Source organism: Micromonospora sp. NPDC051006 (genome assembly GCF_044456245.1).
Classification (GTDB): Bacteria; Actinomycetota; Actinomycetes; order Mycobacteriales; family Micromonosporaceae; genus Micromonospora.
Genome location: NZ_JBITFP010000029.1, coordinates 32,868 through 52,405, shown reverse-complemented (window position 1 = coordinate 52,405; position 19,538 = coordinate 32,868). Strand labels below are relative to the sequence as shown.

Sequence of the window (19,538 nt, the reverse complement as noted above, 5' to 3'; positions counted from 1 at the left end):
GTCAGAGCCAGCCGCGGCGCTTGAAGATCAGATAGAGGGTGGCGCAGACGAGCGCCATCAACCCGACCGCGAAGACATAGCCGAACCGCCAACGCAGCTCCGGCATGTGCACGAAGTTCATGCCGTAGACGGTGCCGATCAGGGTCGGGGCGAACAGGATCGCCGCCCACGAGGAGACCTTCTTCAGCTCCTCGTTCTGGGCGTAGCTGGCCGCGGTGAGGCTGCGCATCTCCTCGTTCTGCTGCTGCGAGACGAGAGTGGCGTTCACGGCGAGGATGTTCTGCAGCAGGTGCCGGAAGCTGTCCACCCGCTCCACCACCTGGGTGAGGTGGTCGGTCACGTCCCGCAGGTAACGCTGCAGCTCCTCGTCGCTGCCGTACTTGCCGGAGCCGGCGGCGAGCGCGCCGAGCACCCCCAGCAGCGGGCGCGCCGCCCGCTGGAACTGGATCACCTCGCGGCTGAGCCCGTAGATCCGCCGGCTGGCGTTCGGGTCGCCACCGAAGACCTCCGTCTCGATCTCGTCGATGTCGTTCTCCAGACCGGCCACCACCGGGGCGTACCCGTCGACCACCTGGTCGAGGATCGCGTAGAGCACCGCCTGGGGGCCCCGGGCCAACATTCCCGGCTCGTCCTCCAGCCGCCGCCGCACGGCGGACAGCTGCGGCGCCTCGCCGTGCCGGACGGTGATGACGAACCCGGGGCCGATGAAGAGGTGCAGCTCGCTGAACTCGACCTCCTCGCGCTGGTCGAGGTAGCGGGCCGCGCGCAGCACCACGAAGAGCGTCTCCCCGTAGCGTTCCAGCTTCGGCCGCTGGTGGGCGTTGATCGCGTCCTCCACAGCCAGGTCGTGCAGCCGGAACTCCCGTGCGAGCGAGATGATCTGATCGCTGTCCGGCCGGTACAGCCCGATCCAGGCCATCGAGTCGGTCAGTTCCTGCAGGCAGCGGTAGGTGTCGGCGAGGGTGGACGGTGACGCGCGCCGGCGCCCTCCGGTGTAGACGGCGCTGTCGATCAGACCGCCGAAGGGGGTCGCCGGCTCTTCCGGCTCCCGTCCGCTCGGGCTGACCTCGTGCTCGTCCAACTGGCGGCCGAAGCCGCCCTCCGGGCGGGGATCGTTGTCGACCATGACCACCTCCCCGGACGTCGCGGTGGGGTGGACGCGCCGGCCCGCGTCACCGGCCGGCCGGGTCAGGGCGGGCTCACCGGGGGCGGTTGCATCCCCGTTCCGCCCCGGCCGAAACCCGCACGGCGGTGCCGTTCAGCCTCCGGCGGGCGCCGCGCCGCCGGGTATCGAGGCGTCGCCGCCCGCACGCCTGCGCCGGGCCAGCCGGCCGGCGACCGCGAGCAGCAGCAGCCCCTCGGTGACCAGCACGGCGAGCGCCCAGCCCGGCCCGACCCAGCCGGCCAGCGAGACGTACCAGAACCGGATCAGCAGGGTCAGCACCGTCACCGCGAAGAGCGCCGAGGCCAGCCCGTACGCCCCGTAGATCAGCCGGTCCCGGCGGCGTTGGTCGGCCACCGCAGCCGGCCCGCCGCGCAGCAGCCGCCGCCAGAACGCGTACGTGTCCGCCCGCAGGTCCGCCAGGTTGAGCGCGTGACTGAGCATGTAGTAGCCGTCGAGCCGCAGGAACGGGACGAGATTGAGCGCGGCGGTGGCGGTGCCGAAGAGCAGCATCGTGCCGGCCAGGTCACGCGGTGACCCCGGCCCGGCCCAGGCCCGGATCGCGGCGAAGGGCACCAGGGCGAGCATGCTGACGAAGATGCCGGCGAAGGCGGTGGCCACCCGCTGACGGGGTGTGAAGAGCACGATGTCGTCGACCTTGCAGTACGGCGCGACCAGCGGGAACCGCCACATCACCCCGATCTCCGTGACCCGGCCGCCGAAGTGCCGGCAGGTCAGCCCGTGCGCGCACTCGTGCAACAGCACGATGACCCAGGTGATCGCCACCGACGCGACGATTTCGGCGAGCGGACGGTGACCGCCGCCGACCCCACCGATCAGGTCCGGCAGGTGCAGCGCCACGTAGCCCGCGACCAGGAGCACGGCCAGCAGCGCGGGCAGCACGAACGCCCAGCTGAACACCGGTCGCAGCCAGGGCAGCAGCCGGCCGAAGAGCCGATCCGGATCGAAGAGCGGGAACCGCGCCGAGAGCGGACCGCGTCGGTTACGGGCCGCGCCCTCGGCCGCCGTGGCGGTGAGCCGGGCTATCGTCGCCGGGTCCGCGGCGCCGTCGAGCAACTGCCGCTTCTGCAGCATGCCGAAGATCTGCTGCCAGTTCTCCGGCCCGAGCGCGCGCCGGTAGGTCGTGGCGTACTCGGCGGCGAGGTCGTCGAGGCTGCGGGTGCCGTCCATCCGGGAGAGCAGGAAATGCTCCCGGGGACCGATCCGGTAGAACCAGCCGGTCTCGCGGTCCTTCACGTGGTGCACCAGTTTCCCGCTGCGCCACTGGCCCGGGCCGAGCACCACCCCCGCGCGAAGCCGGGGACGGGCCCAGGTCGCGTCGAGGGTGGTCATCGGGTGCCGGCCGGGGTGTCGTCGCGCAGCGCGGACCGCATCAGGTACGACAGGTAGATCTCGTCGAGGATGCTCACCCCGAGCCGGTTGTTGGTCATGTGTACGTACGAGCTGAGCAGGATCGGCAGCACCGCGCCGAGTTCGGTGACCGGGGCGGGTGCGCCGCCACCACGCTGGAAGACCAGCTCGCCACGGTGCGCCGCGGCCGTCACCCGCTCGCGCAGCGCACGGCAGTGCGCCAGCCAGCGGCCCTCGACCCCGCCGGGGCGTACCGACGCGTCGTCCCGGGCGGCGGCCCGAATGTCGGCCAGCCGGCCGCGCAGCACGGCGTCCATCCGCTGGTAGCTGGTGTCGAAGCTGGCGTGGTAGTCGTCGCTCGGTTCGGAGTAGGAGACCTCCCAGAACCGCCGGTACTCGTCGAGGAACTCGGCGATACGCCGGTCGCCGGCGAGAAACACCGCGCACGTCATCATGGTGAGCTGCGCGGAGAGCCCGAGCAGCACCGGCCGGACGTGCACGTTCGTGGTGGCCAGCAGGTCGAGCACGACGTCGCTGGAGTGCTCGAAGTGCCACTCGGCGATCTCGATCCCGACCGGCCCGCCGTAGCGGGCGTACTCCCGCTCGTACGGGATGTGGTGGTGGCTGTTGTTCGCCCGCATCGGCATGACCCCGTCCGGGCCGTACCCCTCGTCCCACCGCGCCCGGCCGTACTCGGCGAGGAACATCTGCTTGTAGAGGTCGCCCAGTCCGGCGCTGTCCACCTCGTAGAGCGCGGGACGGCGGCGCAGGAACGCCCCGATCACCGCGTCCACCCGGGCGCGGACGACGGCCGGGTCGACGCCGGGCGCCGGCAGCACCCGCAGCCGGACGTGCGGGCCCTCCATCCAGTACTTGATGAAGAAGTACCGGGTGATCAGCCCCTCCGCGCGCAGGTCGTCCACCAGCGGGCGGACGCCCTCGACCAGCATCGGGTTGGCGTTGCTGGCGTAGAAGACGTGCACGCTGAGCCAGCCGTGGTCGACCGGCGACGGGTAGTCGGTCATGCTCTGCTCCCACTCTTCACGCCGTTGAGTTCGACGGTCAGTTCGGTGACGTAGGTGCCGGCCTCGCCGCGCAGCACCTGCTCGTCGCGGCCCGGCAGCATCTCGGTCAGCACCAGCCGGCTGCCCGCCGCGCGGGCCGTCGCGTCCAGCAGCTGCAACGAGAAGTGGCTGTCGAAGTCCACATAGAGCGGCTTGTGGTCCGGTCGGCCACCGGGCTGCGCGGGTTGGCCGGGCTCGTCGCCGGCCGCCGGGGAGAGCCGGGTCCCCTCCGGGGTGGCGAAGACCCGTCGGGGCAGGTGGTTCGCCCGCCGCCACCGCTGCCAGGCCAGGAACCACTCGGCGTCGCCCTGCCCGGTGACGCGGGTGGGCAGGTGGCCGGGGTGCAGCTTCCACATCCGCCGTTGTAGCACCAGATCGCCGTGCACGATGCGTGGATAGCCGGCGATGCCCCGGCCGGGCAGCGGCACGTTCGTACCGGCCCAGAGGTCCGGCTGGGCCATGCCGAGGTAGGCGAAGGTGAGCAGCACCTGCTGCACCTCGGGCAGCGCCATCGGCAGCAGGAACCCGAGGTAGACCGGTATCACCTCGGCGCCGAGCCGGCGCGAGCGCAGCAGCAGCCGGTCCTCGGCCGGGTCGTGCTCGATGCTGAGGTCGTCCATCTGGATCTGCTCGGCCGGCGGCCGGAAGCTGATCTCGCCGGGACAGACCAGCTCGTGCGGGGTGACCGCCGGGTGCAGGTTCAGGTTGGTGGCGTCGTACCCGCCCTTGAGCTCGGCGAACACCACCCCGGGTGGCTGGAGCCGGGTGAGTTCGTCGCGCAGCGCGCCGGCCAGGTCGTCGGCGGCGAAGAGGTGGGCGAAGCGGGAGAAGAGCAGCGTCATCCCGGAGTAGATCCGGTTTACCACCACCCGGTCCCGTCCGCCCTGGTCGGCGAGCTGGAGGAAGAACGAGCGCGGGTCCAGCGTGCCGAGAGTCCGCGGGACCATCGCGGCGACGTCGGTCATGAACGCCTCGTCGAGGACCAGCTCCTCGGCGCCGGGCGGCAGCCGGTGATACGCCTCATCCATCCGCCGGGCCACCTCCGACCGGGCGTCGTCGAGCGCGCTGATCTCCTCCTGCCGGAACCAGTTCTCTTGCCGGACGTAACGGTTCTGCTCGTCGAACGCCCGGCGGCGCATCATCCGGCCGGTGTAGTGCTCGAAGAAGTCCTGCTGGAACTCGTGGGCGAAGGTGAGCAGGTCGTCGCAGCGTCCCCCGTCCCCGTGCCTGGCCCGGAAGAAGCCCTTGGTGGCCAGCCGGCGGGGCAGGTTGATGTCGAACACCGGCATGATCCGGGCCAGCGCGCGCAGCGGTGCCAGGACGTTCCGCTCCCAGCGGGCCCGGTCAGCGGTGACCGGGGCGTGGGTGTCCAGGGCGGCGTCCTCGTAGAGCAGGGTCCGCGGGGCCGGGACCTCGGGGCGGCCGAGGTCGCGGTGGGCGGCGACCAGCTCGTCGCGAATCCCGTCCAGCGCCCGGCGGCGCCCGTCGACGTCCAGGCTCGGATAGCCGGCAGCCAACCGGTTGGCGCTGGCCACCCGCTCGGCGAGCCGGTCGGCCCAGTCCCGGCCGATCCGGCGCAGCGCCAACCGGTAGCCCTCCACCGGGTCGTCGGCATGGATGTCCAGGTGCAGGGGCGGCACCACCAGCAGGCCGACCCGCAGCAGGTGATGCAGGTACTGGGCGATCTCGTCGGCGGGGCGGCCGTCGGTGCTCAGCTCGGCGACCAGCTCGGCCATCCGCCGCACCCGGCCGCCGCCGAGCGCGGCCAGGATGTCGTGCAGCACCCGGCCGGTGGGCAGCACGAAGAGCGACTCGTGGATCGACTCCAGGGTGATGGCCGCGTCGCCGTCCTCGGAGCTGGTCCGGCGGCGGCGCAGGTAGCGCAGCCGGCCGTGCGCGATCCGCCAGCCGGTCGTCACGGCCACCGGCAGGTCCGCGCGGAGCGTCTCGTCGGCCAGCACGATGCTCGACAGCCGGCCCAGGGCGGCCAGGTTGAGGCGGGCGCTGCCCCGCTTGGCCGTACCGCCGCCGTCGACCTGCGGGGTGACGTCGAGCAGCCGAGAGGTCCCGCTGCCGAAGGTGCCCACGTTCACCGTGGTCAGCCGGCTGAACGGGCTGGTCTTCGTGGCGGTGCGGTAGGCGTACTCCAGCAGCGATCGCTCCGCCCGGCGGGCCCGCTTGCCGAGCGGGCCGGTCGCGGCCAGGTAACCGGGGAGGTAGCGGTCCAGCGACGGGGAGGCGAGCAGGATGCCGCCGCGCAGGTCCGGGTCGTCGGCGAGGGCGCGCAGCGCGTCCCGCCGCCGGGCGAGTTCGTCGTCGAGCACGGCCGGGCCGGCGTCCAACTCCTGCTGGTACGCCGCGAAGGTCCGCAGCCATCCCGTCAGCTCCCGGTGGGTCTCGACCCCGAGCGCGCCCACCGGCCAGTCGGCGGGGTCGGCGGGACGCGGCCGGCGCAGGTTGAAGACATCCCGGCGGAGCCGGATGAGCCGCTGCCGCAACCCGTCGTCGGCCAGGTTCCGGGCCACCGCCGCCTGCAGCGCGTCGGCGAGGTCCCGACCGCCGCCGCGCAGCTGGTCCTCCAGGTCGAGCACCCGGCGCGCCCACGCGGCGGTGCGGTCGAAGGCCAACCGGTCGGCGACCTCGATCGGCAGTCCGGCGGTGCGCAGCATGAACACCTCGGGCATCCGCCAGGAGATCGCACTCGCCGGTGGTGCGGGCAGGGACACCGTCACGGGTCTCTCCTTCGTCTGCGGTTGGTCGGGGGCGCGGGCGCGCCGGCGCCGGTCGGGGCGGTCACAGCCGGTACGCCAGGTCGGCGGTGGTCTCCGGGTGCCGCCCGAGGAGCAGGAAGAGCACGGTCCGCTCGTCGCTGCCGGCCAACCCGAGGGCGGCGTCCATGGCGATGTTGTCGAAGCCGAGCACCGCGCCGCAGCCGAGCCGCTGCGCGGTGGCGGCGCAGTAGGTGCGCTGCGCGACGGTGCCGACCTCGGCGTTGAGAATCCGGTAGCCGCGCGGCCCGAACGCGTCGAGCACCGCGTCGAGCCGCCCGGAGATCGCGAGCACCGCGCCGACCTGGCCCATCGTGTAGTTGGTGAGAAAGTACTGCTGTTGCAGGAAGGCGGACATTCCGCCGTCCGGTTCGGGGCCGGCCGGCAGCAGCGCGTGCCGCCGCTCGCTGTAGGTGTATCCGCCGCTCGGCAGGCCGTCGACGTGGTTGGCGAAGACCCAGAGCCGGGTCAGCGCCGGCGCACCGTCGGGCCCCTTGACGTCCGCCGGGTAGCGGCGGCCGGCGGCGGCGAAGGCGAGCGTGGTGCCGAGGTCGTCGGCGGTCAGTTCGGGGGGCCGCCGGAACCGGCCGAAGCTGCTGGACCGAGTGGTCAGCACCGTCGACAGCGGCTGGTCGAGCCGGTCCAGCCGGGGCGTGGGCAGCGGGACCGCCTCACCGGGCAGATCCCGGGGACCGACCAGGTCGACCGCGTCCGGGATGGACGCGGTAGCGGCGGCCGCCCGGTGCACGGCGGTGACTGCGGGAAACGCCCGCACCCGGCGGGACCGTTCGAAGGCGGCGTACCGGACCCGGGGCGCGGCGGCGGCCCGCGCGCCGCCGCCGGCCCGCCCGGCCGGGGTCCCCCCGCCGGGTGCCGCCGGTTCCGCGTCCGCCCAGTCCAGCGGTACGACGGCGAAGATGCTCTCGGCGTCGCTGTCCAGGTCGAGCAGCCGGTCCAGCAGCGCCGGGTCGAACCGGAGCACCCGCCGCGCGGACGCCCCCAGCGCCGGCGCCAGCAGGTCCCAGCTGCCGAGCAGCGCGCCGAGATCCTGGGTGACCACGTGATAGCTGAAGCTGTTGTACTTGAACGAGTTCTTCCAGAACCGGATGCTGGCGAGCAGGTAGCTGTCGGCCGGGGGTTCGGAGGCCGACGCGTCGCCGGCGAGGGCGGCCCGGACGGTGCCGCTGACGTCGCCGAGCAGCAGCCGCTCCAGTACGTGGGCACCGGTGTGGTAGTGGTACACGCCCGGCAGCACCGGCCCCTCGCCGCCGGTCACCAGGTACAGCTCCACCGGGTACATCCCGCCGCCGGAGGCGGTGCCCCGCCCCCAGACCGCGTGTTCGAAGTGCGCCCGTTTGGCGACGTCCTGGTTCCAGTTGACCGTCAGCCGCCGGTCCAGCACCCCGTACGACAGCCGCAGCAGCGTCGCCAGCCGGGGCAGCGACCAGCCGCTGACCGGTGGCAGGCCGGCGCCGGTGTGCAGGTCCCGCAGGGTGGGCAGCTCGGGCAGGTGGGCCGGCAGCGGCAGGCGGGGCGCGTCCGGGTAGCTCTTGTGCCGGGAGGGTTGGTCGGCCCAGTCCACCTCGTAGTTGAGCGGTTCCATCGGGATCCGGGCCCGGCGGAAAACCGCCTCGGTGTAGTCCCGAACGACCTCGCGGGCCTCCTGCTGCATGGCGGCGCTCCTACGGGAAGGGGTGCGGGTGAGGGTTGCGGCCGGTCGCGCCGAGCCCGTCCGGTCCGTGCCGGCCGCGCGCCAGGTACCGCTCCAGCCGGGCGCTCCAGAGCACCCGCTGGCGTTGCCAGCCGAAGTCGATCGGCACCAGGCCCGGGGCCACCACGGCCATCGTGTGCACCCCGGCGACCTCCTGCTCCGGGCAGGTCTGGTCGACCGCGACGACGTCGTCGCCGAGGCCGGCGATCTCCCCCGCCAGGTAGGTCAGGTCGGCGCGCAGGTCGTCGTGGGCGGGGCGGGTGGCCAGCCAGTCGCCGTACAGCTCGGCCATCGGGCGCCGGGGCGGGTCGTCGAGGAGGAAGGCGGCGTGCCCCGCCATCTCCGGCAGTCCGTAGAGCAGCGCGTGGTGGCTCAGCTCGGTGACCCTGGTGTAGTCCCGCACCATCTCCCGCAGCTCCGGCTCACTGGCGGCGACCCGCTCGTCGAAGCCGGGGACGTAGGAGGCGGTCTCGCAGAGCGCCGCGCGAACCGCGTCGTCGGGGTCCAGGCTGGCGCCGGCGGCGAAGCAGAGCTGGCCGAGACCGCCGCCGCGCTTGACCGCGACCGCGGTGACCACCGGGACCGGCAGATCGGCGCGGGTGTCGAAGAGCCGGATGTCGTAGCCGAGCAGGTCGACTCGGTCGAGCATGAAGTGCACCCGCTCGTCGCGGCAGCTGGCCGGGTCGATCTCGGCCAGCCGGGCGGAGCCGTACCAGGCGAGCAGGAACGCGTCCCGCTCGACGAGTTCGAGCATGCCGTGCAGCATCGCCTCCTCGGGGCTGCTGCCGCTGGCGCAGCCGTTGGAGCACTCCTGGACGAACTTGCGCTGGTCGGTCCGGCGATCCAGGTAGTAGACGAGCTGCTCCGGGACGAGGCGCGGCCGGCCGTCGCGCAGCGACCAACCCCAGACCCAGTGCATCGGCTCGTCCGGGGAGTACGGCGAGTAGTAGAGCCCGTGGCCGTGGTAGAAGGCCGGGTGGTAGCCCAGGCCGGCCGGGTCCAGCGCGTCGGGGGCGAGGTTGGTGTAGCTGTCGAAGATCGCCGTCCGGCGGGCCCGCGGGAACTGGCCGGCATACCGCTCCAGGCCCTCGAGCAGGGCGTACGTCTCGCTGCCGCCGTAGCTGTTCGCGTGCCCGCTCCACCACATCTCGTGCAGGTCGTAGCGGCTGCGGACCCGGAAGTAGCCGGTCACCGGCGCGGTGGCGGTCGCGTTGTACGCCCGCAGCGCGTTGCCGCCCAGCGCCCCGACGATCGGGTTGGCCAGGGCCCCGACCGGCAGGTCCAGCTCGTCGGCCGACCGCAGCCGGTACGACGTCGGGCTGGGCTTCGGCCGGGGGGTCAGCGCGAGCACCGCCGCCTCGGCGGTGTCCGGTTGCGGGGCCGCGCAGGCCGGGCACTCGGAGTCGGCCAGCACCTCGACCACGGTCGTCTCCAGGGTGTCCATCCGCAGCTGGTGCAGCCGCCCCACGCCGGGCCGGCCGGGCCACGGCCGGCAGGCCTGGCGGAACAGCTGCCAGAGCGCTTCGACCGCGAACGGGGTCAGGTGCGGCAGGGCGGCCACCACGCCCACCCGCGCGCCGTGCTCCAGGGCGTGCCGCTCCTCGCGGAGCCGGATGGCCTGCCAGCGGCGCTGCACGCAGAGCGGGCAGGGGCCTGCCCGGCTCCCCGCGGCGTCGGACCAGCGGGGACCGACCAGCGCGGTCGCGCCGTGCAGCCAGATCGGCACCACCGTGCCGGTGAAGCCGTCGTCGGCGTCGGCGTACGCGTCGCTCAGGCCGAGGGCGGCGATCCGGACGGCGACCGCGTCGAGCTGCCCGCCGACGGCGATCGGCTGACTCTGGAGTCGCTCGTGGAAGGCCTCGCCGAGCTGCTTGAGGCTGGTGTCCCACCCGGTGGAGGTGGTCCGAACGTCGACGATCATGCGGTTTCACCTGTCTTCGTGCGGGGCGGGTCGGGACCGGGCTCCCCGCCGGCGTGGCTCGCCGGCGGGGACTGTCGCGGCGGGATCGGTTACCCGCCGCCGCATCCGGTGCTGGTGCTGCTGCTGCAGCAGCTCGACGTGCTGCAACTGCAGCAGCTCGAGCAGGAACAGCTGGAGCTCGACCAGTCCATGACCATCGCGTCGATCGCGTCGACGTCCTCGATCTCGAACGTCTCGGTCTCGAGCGCGCGAAGTTCCTCAGTCAGTTCCGGCATTTCCTCTACCTCCCCTCGGGGGTGTGCGGGCCGCGGCGTCGGCCGGCCGTCCGGAGCGGCCGGTGACACCGGGGCTCAGCTGGTGCTGCTGCAACTCGACGAGGTGCAGCTGCAACAACTGGACGTGCTGCAACTGGAGCAGCTGGAGGTGCTGGTGCTGCTGCTGCAGATGTCCATGAGGTCCGCGGACAGATCCGCGATGTCCTCGACCTCGAACGTCTCCGTCTGCAGGTCGCGCAACTCGCTGCGGAGCGAGTCGGGCAGTGCCACGGGTGCCAGGGGTTGTGTCGGCACGGGCCTCTCCTTGCGCCGCGATGAACGCCGGTCGTCGATGGTTCTGCGTCCGCACCACCACGGTGGATCCGGCGGAGGCACGCAGGGGCTGCTCGCCGGTGTGGGCCGGCGGCGGATGGTGCGTCGGATGCGTGTCCCACCAGGACCGGACTGCGCCAGTTTCGGGGTTCGACCCCGCCCCACCTGGTCAGCCGCAGCTGGAGGTGCTGGTGCTCGTGCTGCAGCAGCTCGACGTGCTGCAGCTGCAGCAGCTCGAACAGGAGCAGCTCGAGCTGGTCGCGGCGAGCGCCTCGCCGCCGTCCTCGACCTCTTCGATCTCGAAGGTCTCGGTCTCCAACTCGCGGAGTTCGTCGTTCAGGGTGATCGGCATGTTTCCACCTCCTTCCACGGTGCGTGCCTCGCTCGGTCCACTGATGTGGTGGCTCAGTCGGCCGTACGGCCGTGGTGGCGCAGCAGGACCACGCCGCTGCGGAAGGCTCCGCTGGCCCGGATGTCGCGGGGGGTGGTCTCGACCAGCAGCGCGCTGATTCCTTGCCCGGCCAGGGTGGCCAGGACGGCGTCCCGGTCGGTGCCGGCGGCTCGGGCTGGCTCGGCCGACGGCGCCCCGGCGGTGAGGGTGACCGGGTCGAGGTCCGCGAGCGCCGGTTCACCGAGGTCGGCCTCGCCGCCCTCGAAGTGCCGCACCTGGATCCGGCCGACCAGGTCGCGTACCGCGGCGAGCCGGGCGGCGACCGGATCGAAGCCGGCGGCGAGTCGCCAGTCCCGGCCCTCGCCGTCCGTTGAGCCGGTGACGGCGAGCACCGCGTGAGCCGGCGCTGCCGCGGGAAGCGCGAAGACCGCGAGCTGGTGCCCGAAGCGGTGGGCCGCCTTCACCACGAACGCGGTGTCGTCGTCGGCGACCAGCTCCTCCTCGCCCAGCCGGCCGAGACCTGCGGCGCCCCGTAGCACGGCGGTCAGCGCGTGGTACGCGAGCGCGTCGGCCAGACCCTGGTCGATCACTCCGTCGAGGCTGTCGGCGGCCACCGCGCCGGCGACGGTCCGCTCGGCCAGGGCGTCGCCGTTCGCGGCCGAGGTGGGCAGCGCCACGGCGGCCGGCACCCAGACGCTCTCCGGGCGGCCCAGCACGGTCGCCGGCAGCCAATGGACCGACCGCTGCGGGTCGTAGGGCAGCGCACCGCTCGCGGTATCCAGTTCGGTCCACGGCACCGGGCTCTCGCCCCGCTCGCGCAGCTCAGCGGCCGTGGCCCGGACGCCGGCGTCGGGGTCGGCGTACCGGGCGGCGTGCTCGCGCACCGCCACCCGGTAGGCGGCGAGCCGGGCGCTCATCACGGTGTGCACGTCGAAGGCGGTCAGCTCGCGGGGGCCGCGCCGCCCCGGCAGCCGCAGCCGGGCCGTCTTGAGCGGCGCCTGCTCGAGCGGATCGTCCACGAAGCGGGTGAAGACGCCGGCGTTCGGCGAGACCAGAGCCTGCGCCCGCTGGTACGTCTCGTCCTCGGAGCCGGCCGGCCCGGCCGGCGCGGGCAGCTCGACGTTCCGGCACACCGGGCACGCGGGGTGCGGCAGCACCGGCTCGCGGACCGCCTCCAGGGTGGACCGGTCGAGCAGCAGCACTCTGTCGGCGGTGTCCGGCCCGAGCGCCCCGGTGAGCACCCGGAACAGCTCGAACGCGGCGGCGTTGCCGAGCATCCGCGCGGTCACCTCGGGCAGCGGCGCGGTCTCGTCGGGACCGGCGCCGACGGCGAGCTGCCGCCAGAACTCGGCGGCGGCGGCCGGGTCGGCGCCGGCGGTGAGCCGGAGCTGGGCGCAGAGCCAACAGGGTGTGCCGCCGGACGGCACGGTCGGCCCCAGCACGGCGCGCTCGTCGTCCCAGACCACCGGCACCAGCAGCGGGCCGTCGCGGTGACAGGCGCGCGCGAGCGCGGCCAGCTGGGGCAGCCCGGTGCGGTCGGCGCAGTGCAGCACCGCGTCCGCCCCGGTCACGTCGACCGGCCCCGCGTGCGCCCGGACCTCCGCCGCCAGCCCGTCGGCGCGCAGCTCCGCCACCTCCGGCCGCAGCGCCTCGCCGTACCGGGTCGGTCCGTCGTCCGGGTACAGGTCGAGCTGGAGGCATCCGTTGCGCAGCAGGCCACTCGCCGCGGCGAGCAGGGTCGCTCCCCCACCGGCGAGCACGACCCGGGCGGTGTGGAAGCGCTGGAACCGGGCGGTGGGGTCGTCGGCGAAGTGGTCGACGAATTCGATCTGCGCGGCGAACCGCCGGGCGACCGGTTCGGCCAGCTCGCTGCGTCGTGCGGCGTCCTTGGCGAAGCCTCGGGCGAGCAGCGCGTTCACCAGGCTGAGCACGGTCTGCCGCTGTCCCGGGTCCAGTGACGCGGTGAGCTGCGCCAGGGTGTGCTCGCCGGTGAGGTACGGGCTCAGCGAGGTCAGCCAGCGGAAGGCCGACCGTCCCTTGACCAGGAACGCGGTGTCCGGCCCGCGGAGGTAGGCGCCGGCCGGCGCGTCCAGGAAGACCACGTCATGCCGCAGCTTGGGCCGCATTTCCAGGCTCTGTACACCGTCCGGCGGCAGGCTCATCCGGGCTCCTATGCCAACGATCACGGTCGACTTGAAAGTGCCTTCATGCTGCCCAAGATCAACTCATACGTCAACAGATTGTTTCGTGTCGGGTAGCGGCGTCGGTGAATTAACGGTCGTTGAGCTGGGCCGGGAACAAGAACTCCGGCCCGCACCGCGGCAGGGCCTTCCCGCGCCGATCAACCTCCGCTACGCTGTGGGCGTCGCCGGGCAGCACCGCAGGTCAGGAGCCTTTACATCGTTCCACGACCGACGGGGTGCAGGCCGGCGAGAGGCTGACTGCGGGTCGGCGGGCCAGCCGTTCGCAGCCTCTCGACTTTGCCTTAACGAACAGTTAATTGACCACGCGCAATTAACCCTGTGTCGCGGTCGGGAATTCGAAGGACCCTTGGATGAACGGTGCGGAAAATTCCGTCCTCAAGCCCCACCGCGTCGCCGATGGATTGCGACAATCCGATGGGTAATGACCGTTTCGCCATCGAATTGCACGAGGTGACCAAGCGTTATCCCGGCGGGATCACGGCGGTCGACGCCCTCGACCTGCGGGTGCCCCCGGGGCAGGTCTTCGGGTTCCTCGGGCCGAACGGCGCCGGCAAGACGACCACCATGCGCATGCTGGTCGGGCTGGTCCGCCCGACATCCGGCCGGATCCGAGTGCTCGGTCAACCACCGGGGACCCCGGCGGAGCTGGCCCGGGTCGGCGCATTGATCGAGTCGCCGGCCTTCTATCCACACTTGTCCGGAGTGGACAACCTGCGGCTGGCCGTCCGCTACGCCGGCGTCTCCGACAGCGCCGTCGACCGGGTACTGGCCGAGGTGGGGCTGACCGGACGCGGGCACTCGCCGTTCCGGACCTACTCGCTGGGCATGAAGCAGCGGCTCGGGGTGGCCGCCGCGCTGCTCAAGGAGCCCAGCCTGCTGATCCTGGACGAACCCACCAACGGCCTCGACCCGGCGGGCGTGTCGGAGATCCGGGAGCTGCTCCGCACGCTCGGCCGGCGCGGCCGCACCGTGCTGCTCTCCAGCCACGTGCTCGGCGAGGTGGAGCAGGTCTGCGACCGGATCGCGGTCATCGACCGCGGCCGACTGGTCGCCGACGGCACCCCAAACGAGCTACGCGCGGCGCTCGGCGACGGGGCGCTGCTCATCGCCGCAGACCCGGTGGACAAGGCGGCCGCCTGCCTGCGCGACCATCCGGGTGTCCGCGCCGTGGCGGTGGTCGACGGACGGTTGCAGGTCACCGCTGATCCCTCGCTGGCGGCGGCGCTGAACCGGCTGCTGGTCGAGGCGGACGTTGACGTACGGGAGCTACGACCGGTGCGCCACTCGCTGGAGGAGGCGTTCCTGGAACTGACCGCGCCGGAACGTGCCGACCCGGAGCGGGAGACCACCACGACGGGAGGCAGCCGGTGATCGACTCGGTACGCGCGGCCTGGTTCGCCGACCGGAAACGCCCCGCGGTCTGGACCGTCACCCTCACCTGGACCGCGCTGGCGCTCGCCTTCGGCGTCGGCGTCCCCTACCTGGTGCACCTCACCCTCGCCGGCGACCCCGAGCAGTCGGACGCCGCCGCTTCGCTGCTGGACGCCGTGCTGCCCGGCCAACTCGTCACCACCGGGATCGGGCTCTTCCCGCTCTTCGGCGGGGCGATCGTGGTGGTCCTCGGCGCCCTGGTCGTCGGCAACGAGTACCGGTGGGGCACGCTCAACCTGATCTTCACCCAGCGTCCCCGCCGGGCGCAGGTGCTGGCCGGGCACGCCGTCGCGCTCGCCGCCCTGACCCTGCTGCTGGCCGTGCTCACCTTCGCCGCGGTGGCCGCGGCCAGCACGGCGATCGCCCTCGTCGAGCGGCGCGGCCTGGCCTGGCCGCCGCCGGGCGAGCTGGCCGCGGCCGTGGCGGCCGCCTGGCTCATCTGCACGGCACACGCCGGCCTCGGCTACTTCCTGGCGATCGCGTTCCGCAGCACCGCCACCGCCATCGCCGTTGGTCTGGTGTGGACACTGGTGCTGGAGAACGCGGTGAGCGGGCTCGCCCTCGTGCTGAGCCCGCTGGCGGCGGTCCGCAACCTAATGCTCGCACCCAGCTCCGGCGCGCTGGCCGGGGCGCTGGGCGCCCGGTCCCAGTTCGACGGCGGCACCCCGGGCGTGCTCGAATCGGCCGGTGCCGCGCCGCCCGCCGTCGTTCTCGTGGGCTACGTGCTGCTCACCTTCGGGCTGGGTACCTGGGTGGCGGTGCGCCGGGACGTGAACTGACCGGAAGGGGTGTCGCGATGGACTTCCTCCTCGCCTTCGTGCTTACCGGACTGGCGGCCTGCGGTGGCTGGATCGCCTGGGCCGCCGTCCGGGGCTGGTCCCGGGCCGGCGACCGGAGGCACGAGCTGCGGCTGGCCCGAGCCCGGTCGGCGGCCGAACTGCGCCGGGCCGAACTGGCCGCCCAGGTCCGGGAGCTCGAACTGGCCAACGAGACCTACCAGGACTTCGTCCGGCGCCACCCGGAGCACTGACGGGCGGGCGGGACGACCGGCGAGCCCGGTCCGAGCGTGCCGGGTTCAGCCGTCGAGCCGGCGGACCATGTTCATGATCGTCTCGACCTGCGCACCACCCTTGATCGGGTAGTTCGTCGCGCCGAGGTAGCCCCACCAGTCCCAGCACCCGTTCGGGTTCGCGACCGAGGTCGTGGCCTGCGGATAGAGCACGATCGTGTTGTTCGTGTCGGCGTACTGGTTGAGGTTGGCCCGGTCGACGAAGGCGGTGCCGACCTTGCCGTACCCCTGCAGGCAGCCGTGCAGCGCGACCAGCAGCCGGCAGGACTGGCCGGCGGCGCACGACGCCGGGACGTAGGCGAAGCCTGCGGTGTCCATGCTGATGCCGTTGGCCCAGCCGTTGACCGCGAAGGTGTTCTGGGCGAAGCGGGTGAGCGTGCCGCGCAGCGGTCCCGTGTTCGGCGCCTGCACCGAGCCGAACAGCTTGCGCAGGAAGGCGCCCTGCGGGTCGGTGCCGCAGTCGTTGAGGAAGGGCGAGGCGGTCACCATGCAGCCGCCGGTGCCGTACGGGGTCACCCAGGCGTGGCCGGCGGCGGAGCCGCTGTCGTACTGCACGCTGGCGCCGAAGCGCTGGTGATAGCGGACCAGGTCGTCGGTGACCGACTTCTTCACCGTGTTGTCGGAGTTGCCGTGGAAGACGTAAGCGGGACGGGACGCGAGGTTGGCCACCGGGTCGACCCAGCCGTACGACGCCCAGGTGCGGGTGTAGGTCTCAAGGTTGGCCAGGTACGTCGGGTAAATGTTGTCGCCGCACGCGTAGAGGGCCTGGCTGACGGTGTTCTGCGCGCAGTAGTACGGGCCGGCGGCGAAGATCGCCGAGCCGCGGATCCGCCCGGAGTACGCCACCTGGAGCTGGGTGGCCAGGTACCCGCCCGAGGAGACCCCGGCGACGTACACCGCGGAGACGTTGTACGTGTTCAGCGAGCCGGCGACGGGCGGCACGGTGTACGGCGTGCCGGCCGCGTGCGCGGCGCTCGCGGGAGGCACGGCCAGCAGCAGGCCGACGGCGGCGGCCAGCGCCTTCCACCACACTCTCATGATCCACTCCTGTCGCCTGGCACCGGCGACGCCGGCGTGCGCCGACGGTACCGAGACATACATCACAGTCCATATGCGCGCGGCCCACACAACCCGCCCGGCGGGGATGTCGTCGGGCCACCGTGACCGCCGGCCGGGCCCGTGTGTCGGATTGGCGGCGACGGGTATCCGGAAAACGCCGGCAGACCGCCGGGCATCGCCGAACGCGGGGAGGCCACCCCCAGTGTCATCCGGTTCCGAGGAGCAGCGCGCACCCACCCGCGACCGCCTGGGACAGACCGAACGCCGCGAACCGGAGCGCTTCACCGAGCACGACGACGACGCGCTGACCGACGAGGAAGCCCGGGTGCCGGACACCGCGCGGACCGAGCAGGAGTCGCCCGGAGGTTAGCCTGCTCACTTCACGACGCGAAAGTTTGCACGGACTGAAAGATCGTTTCTAGGGTTGCCCGGTGACGGCCGAACCCTCCCCCGCCGCGCCCGGACTCCGGGACCGCAAGAAGCGGCAGACCCGCGCCGCGCTGGCCACCGCCGCGCTGCGGCTGGTCGCCGAGCGCGGGCTGGAGCAGGTGACGGTGGAGGAGATCAGCGCCGCCGCCGACGTCTCGTCCCGGACCTTCTTCAACTACTTCCCGAGCAAGGAAGACGCGCTCATCGGCGACCAGGCCGTGCAGAGCGCCCGGTTCGTGGCCCGCGTCGCCGAGGTGCCGCCGCAGGTGCCCGCCCTCGCGGCCATCCGGACCGCCCTCGCCGAGGTCATCGACGAGATGCAGGCCGAGCGTGAGCTGTGGCTGCTGCGGATGACGGTCGTCACGCAGCACCCGGCCCTGCTGCCGCGCCTGGTCACGGTGGGCGCCGAAGCGGAGCGGGCGATGATCGAGGTGGTGGCCGGCCGGGTGGGCGTATCCCCGGAGCACGGCTTCCCGACCCTGCTCACGACCGTCACCGGCGCCGCGTTCCGCACCGCCATGCTGCGCTGGGCCGCCGCCGGCGGCACCCGGTCCCTCGCCGACCTGGTCGACGAGGCGTTCGACGCGCTCGCCGCCGGGCTGGCCGATCCCGGCCCGAAGACCTGACCCCCCTGACCGCTCCCGCCACAAGTTGAGGAAACGATGTCCGCATCAACCGTGCCCGCCGATCCCGTCGAGGTCGGCCCGGCCCGCATGTCCCGCCGCGAGGTCCTGCAGGCCCTCTCCGGCCTGATGGTCGGCATGTTCGTGTCGATCCTCGCCTCCACGGTCGTGGCGAACGCGCTGCCGCGCATCATCGCCGACCTGAACGGCAGCCAGACCGTCTACACCTGGATCGTCACCACCGAACTGCTGGCCATGACGGCGACCGTGCCGCTCTGGGGCAAGATGGCCGACCTCTACAGCAAGAAGCTGCTCATCCAGTCGTCCCTGGCGTTGTTCGTGGTCGGCTCGCTGATCGCCGGCTTCACGCCGAACGTCGAGGTGCTGCTGCTCAGCCGGATCGTGCAGGGCGTCGGCGCCGGCGGCATGACCGCACTCGCCACCATCGTCATGGCCGCGATGATCCCGCCGCGGGAACTCGGCCGGTACGCCGGCATCTTCGGCGCCGTCTTCGGCGTCGGCACCATCGCCGGGCCGCTCATCGGCGGGGTCCTGGTCGACACGTCCTGGCTCGGTTGGCGCTGGTGCTTCCTGATCGGCGTCCCGTTCACCATCCTGTCGATCTTTTTGCTCCAGCGGACGCTGCACCTGCCGGTCGTCCGCCGCCAGGTGAAGATCGACTGGCTCGGCGCCGCGCTGATCACGACCGGCGTGTCGGTGCTGCTGGTCTGGTCGTCGCTGGCCGGCAGCAAGTTCGCCTGGGCGTCCGGCTGGACGGCGTTGATGGTGGCCGGCGGTCTCGCGCTCCTTGCGTTCGCCGTGTTCGTCGAGTCCCGGGCCGCCGAGCCGATCATCCCGCTGGACATCTTCCGCAACCGCACCGTCTCGCTGGCCACCGTTGCCAGCGTGCTGGTCGGCGTGGCGATGTTCGGCGGCACGGTCTTCCTGTCGCAGTACTTCCAGATCTCCCTGGGCAAGTCGCCGACCGTGGCCGGCCTGATGAGCCTGCCGATGATCTTCGGGCTGCTGGTCTCGTCGACCGTCGCCGGTCAGCTGATCACCAAGTACGGCCGCTGGAAGATCTTCCTGGTCGCCGGCGGCGCCGTCATGACCGCCGGGATGGTGCTGCTCGGCACCATCGACGCGCAGACCAGCGTCTTGGTCCTGTCGATCTACATGGCCGTGCTCGGCATCGGCGTCGGCATGCTCATGCAGAACCTGGTGCTGGCGGCGCAGAACGACGTGCCCGCCCACGAGTTGGGCGCGGCGACCTCCACGCTGACCTTCTTCCGGAGCATGGGCGGCGCGATCGGCGTCAGCGCGCTCGGCGCCGTGCTGGCCAGCCGGATCACCGACCTGATGGCCGAGAAGCTCGGGCCCGCCGCGGCCGGCGGGGATTCCACCGCTCAGGTCCCCGACCTCACCACGCTGCCCGAGCCGGTGCTCCGGATCGTGCAGGACGTCTACGGCACGGCCACCGCCGACCTGTTCCTGGTGGGCGCGCCGCTGGCCCTGCTCGCGATGGTGGCGGTCATCTTCATCAAGGAGAAGCCGCTGCACACGCTCAGCGGCGACGAGCGGCGGGCCCAGGAGGAAGCCGCCGCGCAGGCGGCCGGCGTCTCGCACTGAGACCCGGCCGGAAGCGGGTTCCGCGGCGCCGGCACCGCGCCGCGGAACCCCCTCCCGCCGCGGGGGGGGGGGGGGGGGGCGGCCGGGGGGGGGGGGCGGGGGGGGGGGGGGCCCGGGGG

At 72.7% G+C, this 19,538-nt stretch carries 17 protein-coding genes; 6 read left to right on the top strand and 11 right to left on the bottom strand.

The features are described from left to right. Position 1: 1 nt before the first annotated feature. From corA to ACIBBA_RS29995, 10 genes are all read right to left on the bottom strand, one after another. Entirely contained in the window at positions 2–1,126 is a 1,125-nt protein-coding gene (corA, locus tag ACIBBA_RS30040; RefSeq protein WP_396701725.1) for a magnesium/cobalt transporter CorA, read from the bottom strand. A 132-nt stretch (positions 1,127–1,258) separates the two neighbouring features. Next, a complete protein-coding gene (locus ACIBBA_RS30035; protein ID WP_396701723.1) occupies positions 1,259–2,515 on the bottom strand; it encodes a hypothetical protein in 1,257 nt (418 codons plus the stop codon). Next, positions 2,512–3,558, bottom strand: coding sequence for a lantibiotic dehydratase C-terminal domain-containing protein (locus ACIBBA_RS30030; protein WP_396701721.1), 1,047 nt, complete (start codon positions 3,556–3,558; stop codon positions 2,512–2,514). The genes ACIBBA_RS30035 and ACIBBA_RS30030 overlap by 4 nt, the downstream gene beginning before the upstream one ends. After that, positions 3,555–6,329, bottom strand: a complete 2,775-nt coding sequence (locus tag ACIBBA_RS30025; RefSeq protein ID WP_396701719.1) for a lantibiotic dehydratase — start codon at positions 6,327–6,329, stop codon at positions 3,555–3,557. Before ACIBBA_RS30025 ends, ACIBBA_RS30030 begins: the two co-directional genes overlap by 4 nt. Positions 6,330–6,390: 61 nt before the next feature. Further along, positions 6,391–8,037, bottom strand: coding sequence for a SagB family peptide dehydrogenase (locus ACIBBA_RS30020; RefSeq protein ID WP_396701717.1), 1,647 nt, complete (start codon positions 8,035–8,037; stop codon positions 6,391–6,393). Positions 8,038–8,047: 10 nt separating this feature from the next. Beyond that, positions 8,048–9,997, bottom strand: a complete 1,950-nt coding sequence (locus ACIBBA_RS30015) for a TOMM precursor leader peptide-binding protein (RefSeq protein WP_396701715.1) — start codon at positions 9,995–9,997, stop codon at positions 8,048–8,050. 89 nt (positions 9,998–10,086) lie between these two features. Beyond that, entirely contained in the window at positions 10,087–10,272 is a 186-nt protein-coding gene (locus ACIBBA_RS30010) for a thiazolylpeptide-type bacteriocin (protein WP_046564718.1), read from the bottom strand. A 75-nt stretch (positions 10,273–10,347) separates the two neighbouring features. Next, positions 10,348–10,566: a thiazolylpeptide-type bacteriocin gene (locus tag ACIBBA_RS30005; RefSeq protein ID WP_396701712.1), complete on the bottom strand. Its 219-nt coding sequence runs from the start codon at positions 10,564–10,566 to the stop codon at positions 10,348–10,350. A gap of 187 nt (positions 10,567–10,753) precedes the next feature. Continuing rightward, positions 10,754–10,936: a hypothetical protein gene (locus tag ACIBBA_RS30000; RefSeq protein WP_046564715.1), complete on the bottom strand. Its 183-nt coding sequence runs from the start codon at positions 10,934–10,936 to the stop codon at positions 10,754–10,756. Between the two features lie 53 nt (positions 10,937–10,989). Continuing rightward, the gene (locus ACIBBA_RS29995) at positions 10,990–13,137 is read right to left on the bottom strand and encodes a TOMM precursor leader peptide-binding protein (protein WP_396701710.1); all 2,148 of its coding nucleotides are present in this window, start codon (positions 13,135–13,137) and stop codon (positions 10,990–10,992) included. Between the two features lie 456 nt (positions 13,138–13,593). Here ACIBBA_RS29995 and ACIBBA_RS29990 point away from each other — a divergent pair, with 456 nt between their 5' ends. Genes ACIBBA_RS29990 through ACIBBA_RS29980 form a run of 3 tightly spaced genes read left to right on the top strand, consistent with a single transcriptional unit; the run spans position 13,594 to position 15,640 of the window. Then, entirely contained in the window at positions 13,594–14,550 is a 957-nt protein-coding gene (locus tag ACIBBA_RS29990) for an ATP-binding cassette domain-containing protein (RefSeq protein ID WP_396701708.1), read from the top strand. Beyond that, positions 14,547–15,389: an ABC transporter permease subunit gene (locus tag ACIBBA_RS29985; RefSeq protein ID WP_396701706.1), complete on the top strand. Its 843-nt coding sequence runs from the start codon at positions 14,547–14,549 to the stop codon at positions 15,387–15,389. The genes ACIBBA_RS29990 and ACIBBA_RS29985 overlap by 4 nt, the downstream gene beginning before the upstream one ends. 17 nt (positions 15,390–15,406) lie before the next feature. Continuing rightward, the gene (locus tag ACIBBA_RS29980) at positions 15,407–15,640 is read left to right on the top strand and encodes a hypothetical protein (RefSeq protein WP_396701704.1); all 234 of its coding nucleotides are present in this window, start codon (positions 15,407–15,409) and stop codon (positions 15,638–15,640) included. Positions 15,641–15,685: 45 nt separating this feature from the next. On the opposite strand, the gene ACIBBA_RS29975 is transcribed toward ACIBBA_RS29980, so the two are convergent. After that, a complete protein-coding gene (locus ACIBBA_RS29975) occupies positions 15,686–16,717 on the bottom strand; it encodes a poly(3-hydroxybutyrate) depolymerase (RefSeq protein ID WP_396701702.1) in 1,032 nt (343 codons plus the stop codon). A gap of 223 nt (positions 16,718–16,940) precedes the next feature. Between ACIBBA_RS29975 and ACIBBA_RS29970 the strand changes: the two genes are divergently transcribed. The 3 genes from ACIBBA_RS29970 to ACIBBA_RS29960 all read left to right on the top strand — a co-directional run bounded on the left by ACIBBA_RS29970 (position 16,941) and on the right by ACIBBA_RS29960 (position 19,419). Continuing rightward, complete coding sequence (locus tag ACIBBA_RS29970; RefSeq protein ID WP_396701700.1) at positions 16,941–17,108, top strand: hypothetical protein; 168 nt, start codon at positions 16,941–16,943, stop codon at positions 17,106–17,108. Positions 17,109–17,169: 61 nt separating this feature from the next. After that, positions 17,170–17,793 carry a TetR family transcriptional regulator gene (locus tag ACIBBA_RS29965; RefSeq protein ID WP_396701698.1) on the top strand — a complete coding sequence of 208 codons (624 nt, stop codon included), beginning with the start codon at positions 17,170–17,172 and terminating at the stop codon, positions 17,791–17,793. A gap of 36 nt (positions 17,794–17,829) precedes the next feature. Continuing rightward, positions 17,830–19,419, top strand: a complete 1,590-nt coding sequence (locus ACIBBA_RS29960) for an MDR family MFS transporter (protein WP_396701696.1) — start codon at positions 17,830–17,832, stop codon at positions 19,417–19,419. Positions 19,420–19,538 lie beyond the last annotated feature (119 nt).

Excerpts from the sequence above, each read along its gene's own strand:
- corA (WP_396701725.1), bottom strand. The coding sequence starts at position 1,126 with ATGGTCGACAACGATCCCCGCCCGGAGGGCGGCTTCGGCCGCCAGTTG.
- ACIBBA_RS30035 (WP_396701723.1), bottom strand. The coding sequence starts at position 2,515 with ATGACCACCCTCGACGCGACCTGGGCCCGTCCCCGGCTTCGCGCGGGG.
- ACIBBA_RS30030 (WP_396701721.1), bottom strand. The coding sequence starts at position 3,558 with ATGACCGACTACCCGTCGCCGGTCGACCACGGCTGGCTCAGCGTGCAC.
- ACIBBA_RS30020 (WP_396701717.1), bottom strand. The coding sequence starts at position 8,037 with ATGCAGCAGGAGGCCCGCGAGGTCGTTCGGGACTACACCGAGGCGGTT.
- ACIBBA_RS30015 (WP_396701715.1), bottom strand. The coding sequence starts at position 9,997 with ATGATCGTCGACGTTCGGACCACCTCCACCGGGTGGGACACCAGCCTC.
- ACIBBA_RS30010 (WP_046564718.1), bottom strand. The coding sequence starts at position 10,272 with ATGCCGGAACTGACTGAGGAACTTCGCGCGCTCGAGACCGAGACGTTC.
- ACIBBA_RS30000 (WP_046564715.1), bottom strand. The coding sequence starts at position 10,936 with ATGCCGATCACCCTGAACGACGAACTCCGCGAGTTGGAGACCGAGACC.
- ACIBBA_RS29995 (WP_396701710.1), bottom strand. The coding sequence starts at position 13,137 with ATGAGCCTGCCGCCGGACGGTGTACAGAGCCTGGAAATGCGGCCCAAG.
- ACIBBA_RS29990 (WP_396701708.1), top strand. The coding sequence starts at position 13,594 with ATGGGTAATGACCGTTTCGCCATCGAATTGCACGAGGTGACCAAGCGT.
- ACIBBA_RS29980 (WP_396701704.1), top strand. The coding sequence starts at position 15,407 with ATGGACTTCCTCCTCGCCTTCGTGCTTACCGGACTGGCGGCCTGCGGT.
- ACIBBA_RS29975 (WP_396701702.1), bottom strand. The coding sequence starts at position 16,717 with ATGAGAGTGTGGTGGAAGGCGCTGGCCGCCGCCGTCGGCCTGCTGCTG.
- ACIBBA_RS29960 (WP_396701696.1), top strand. The coding sequence starts at position 17,830 with ATGTCCGCATCAACCGTGCCCGCCGATCCCGTCGAGGTCGGCCCGGCC.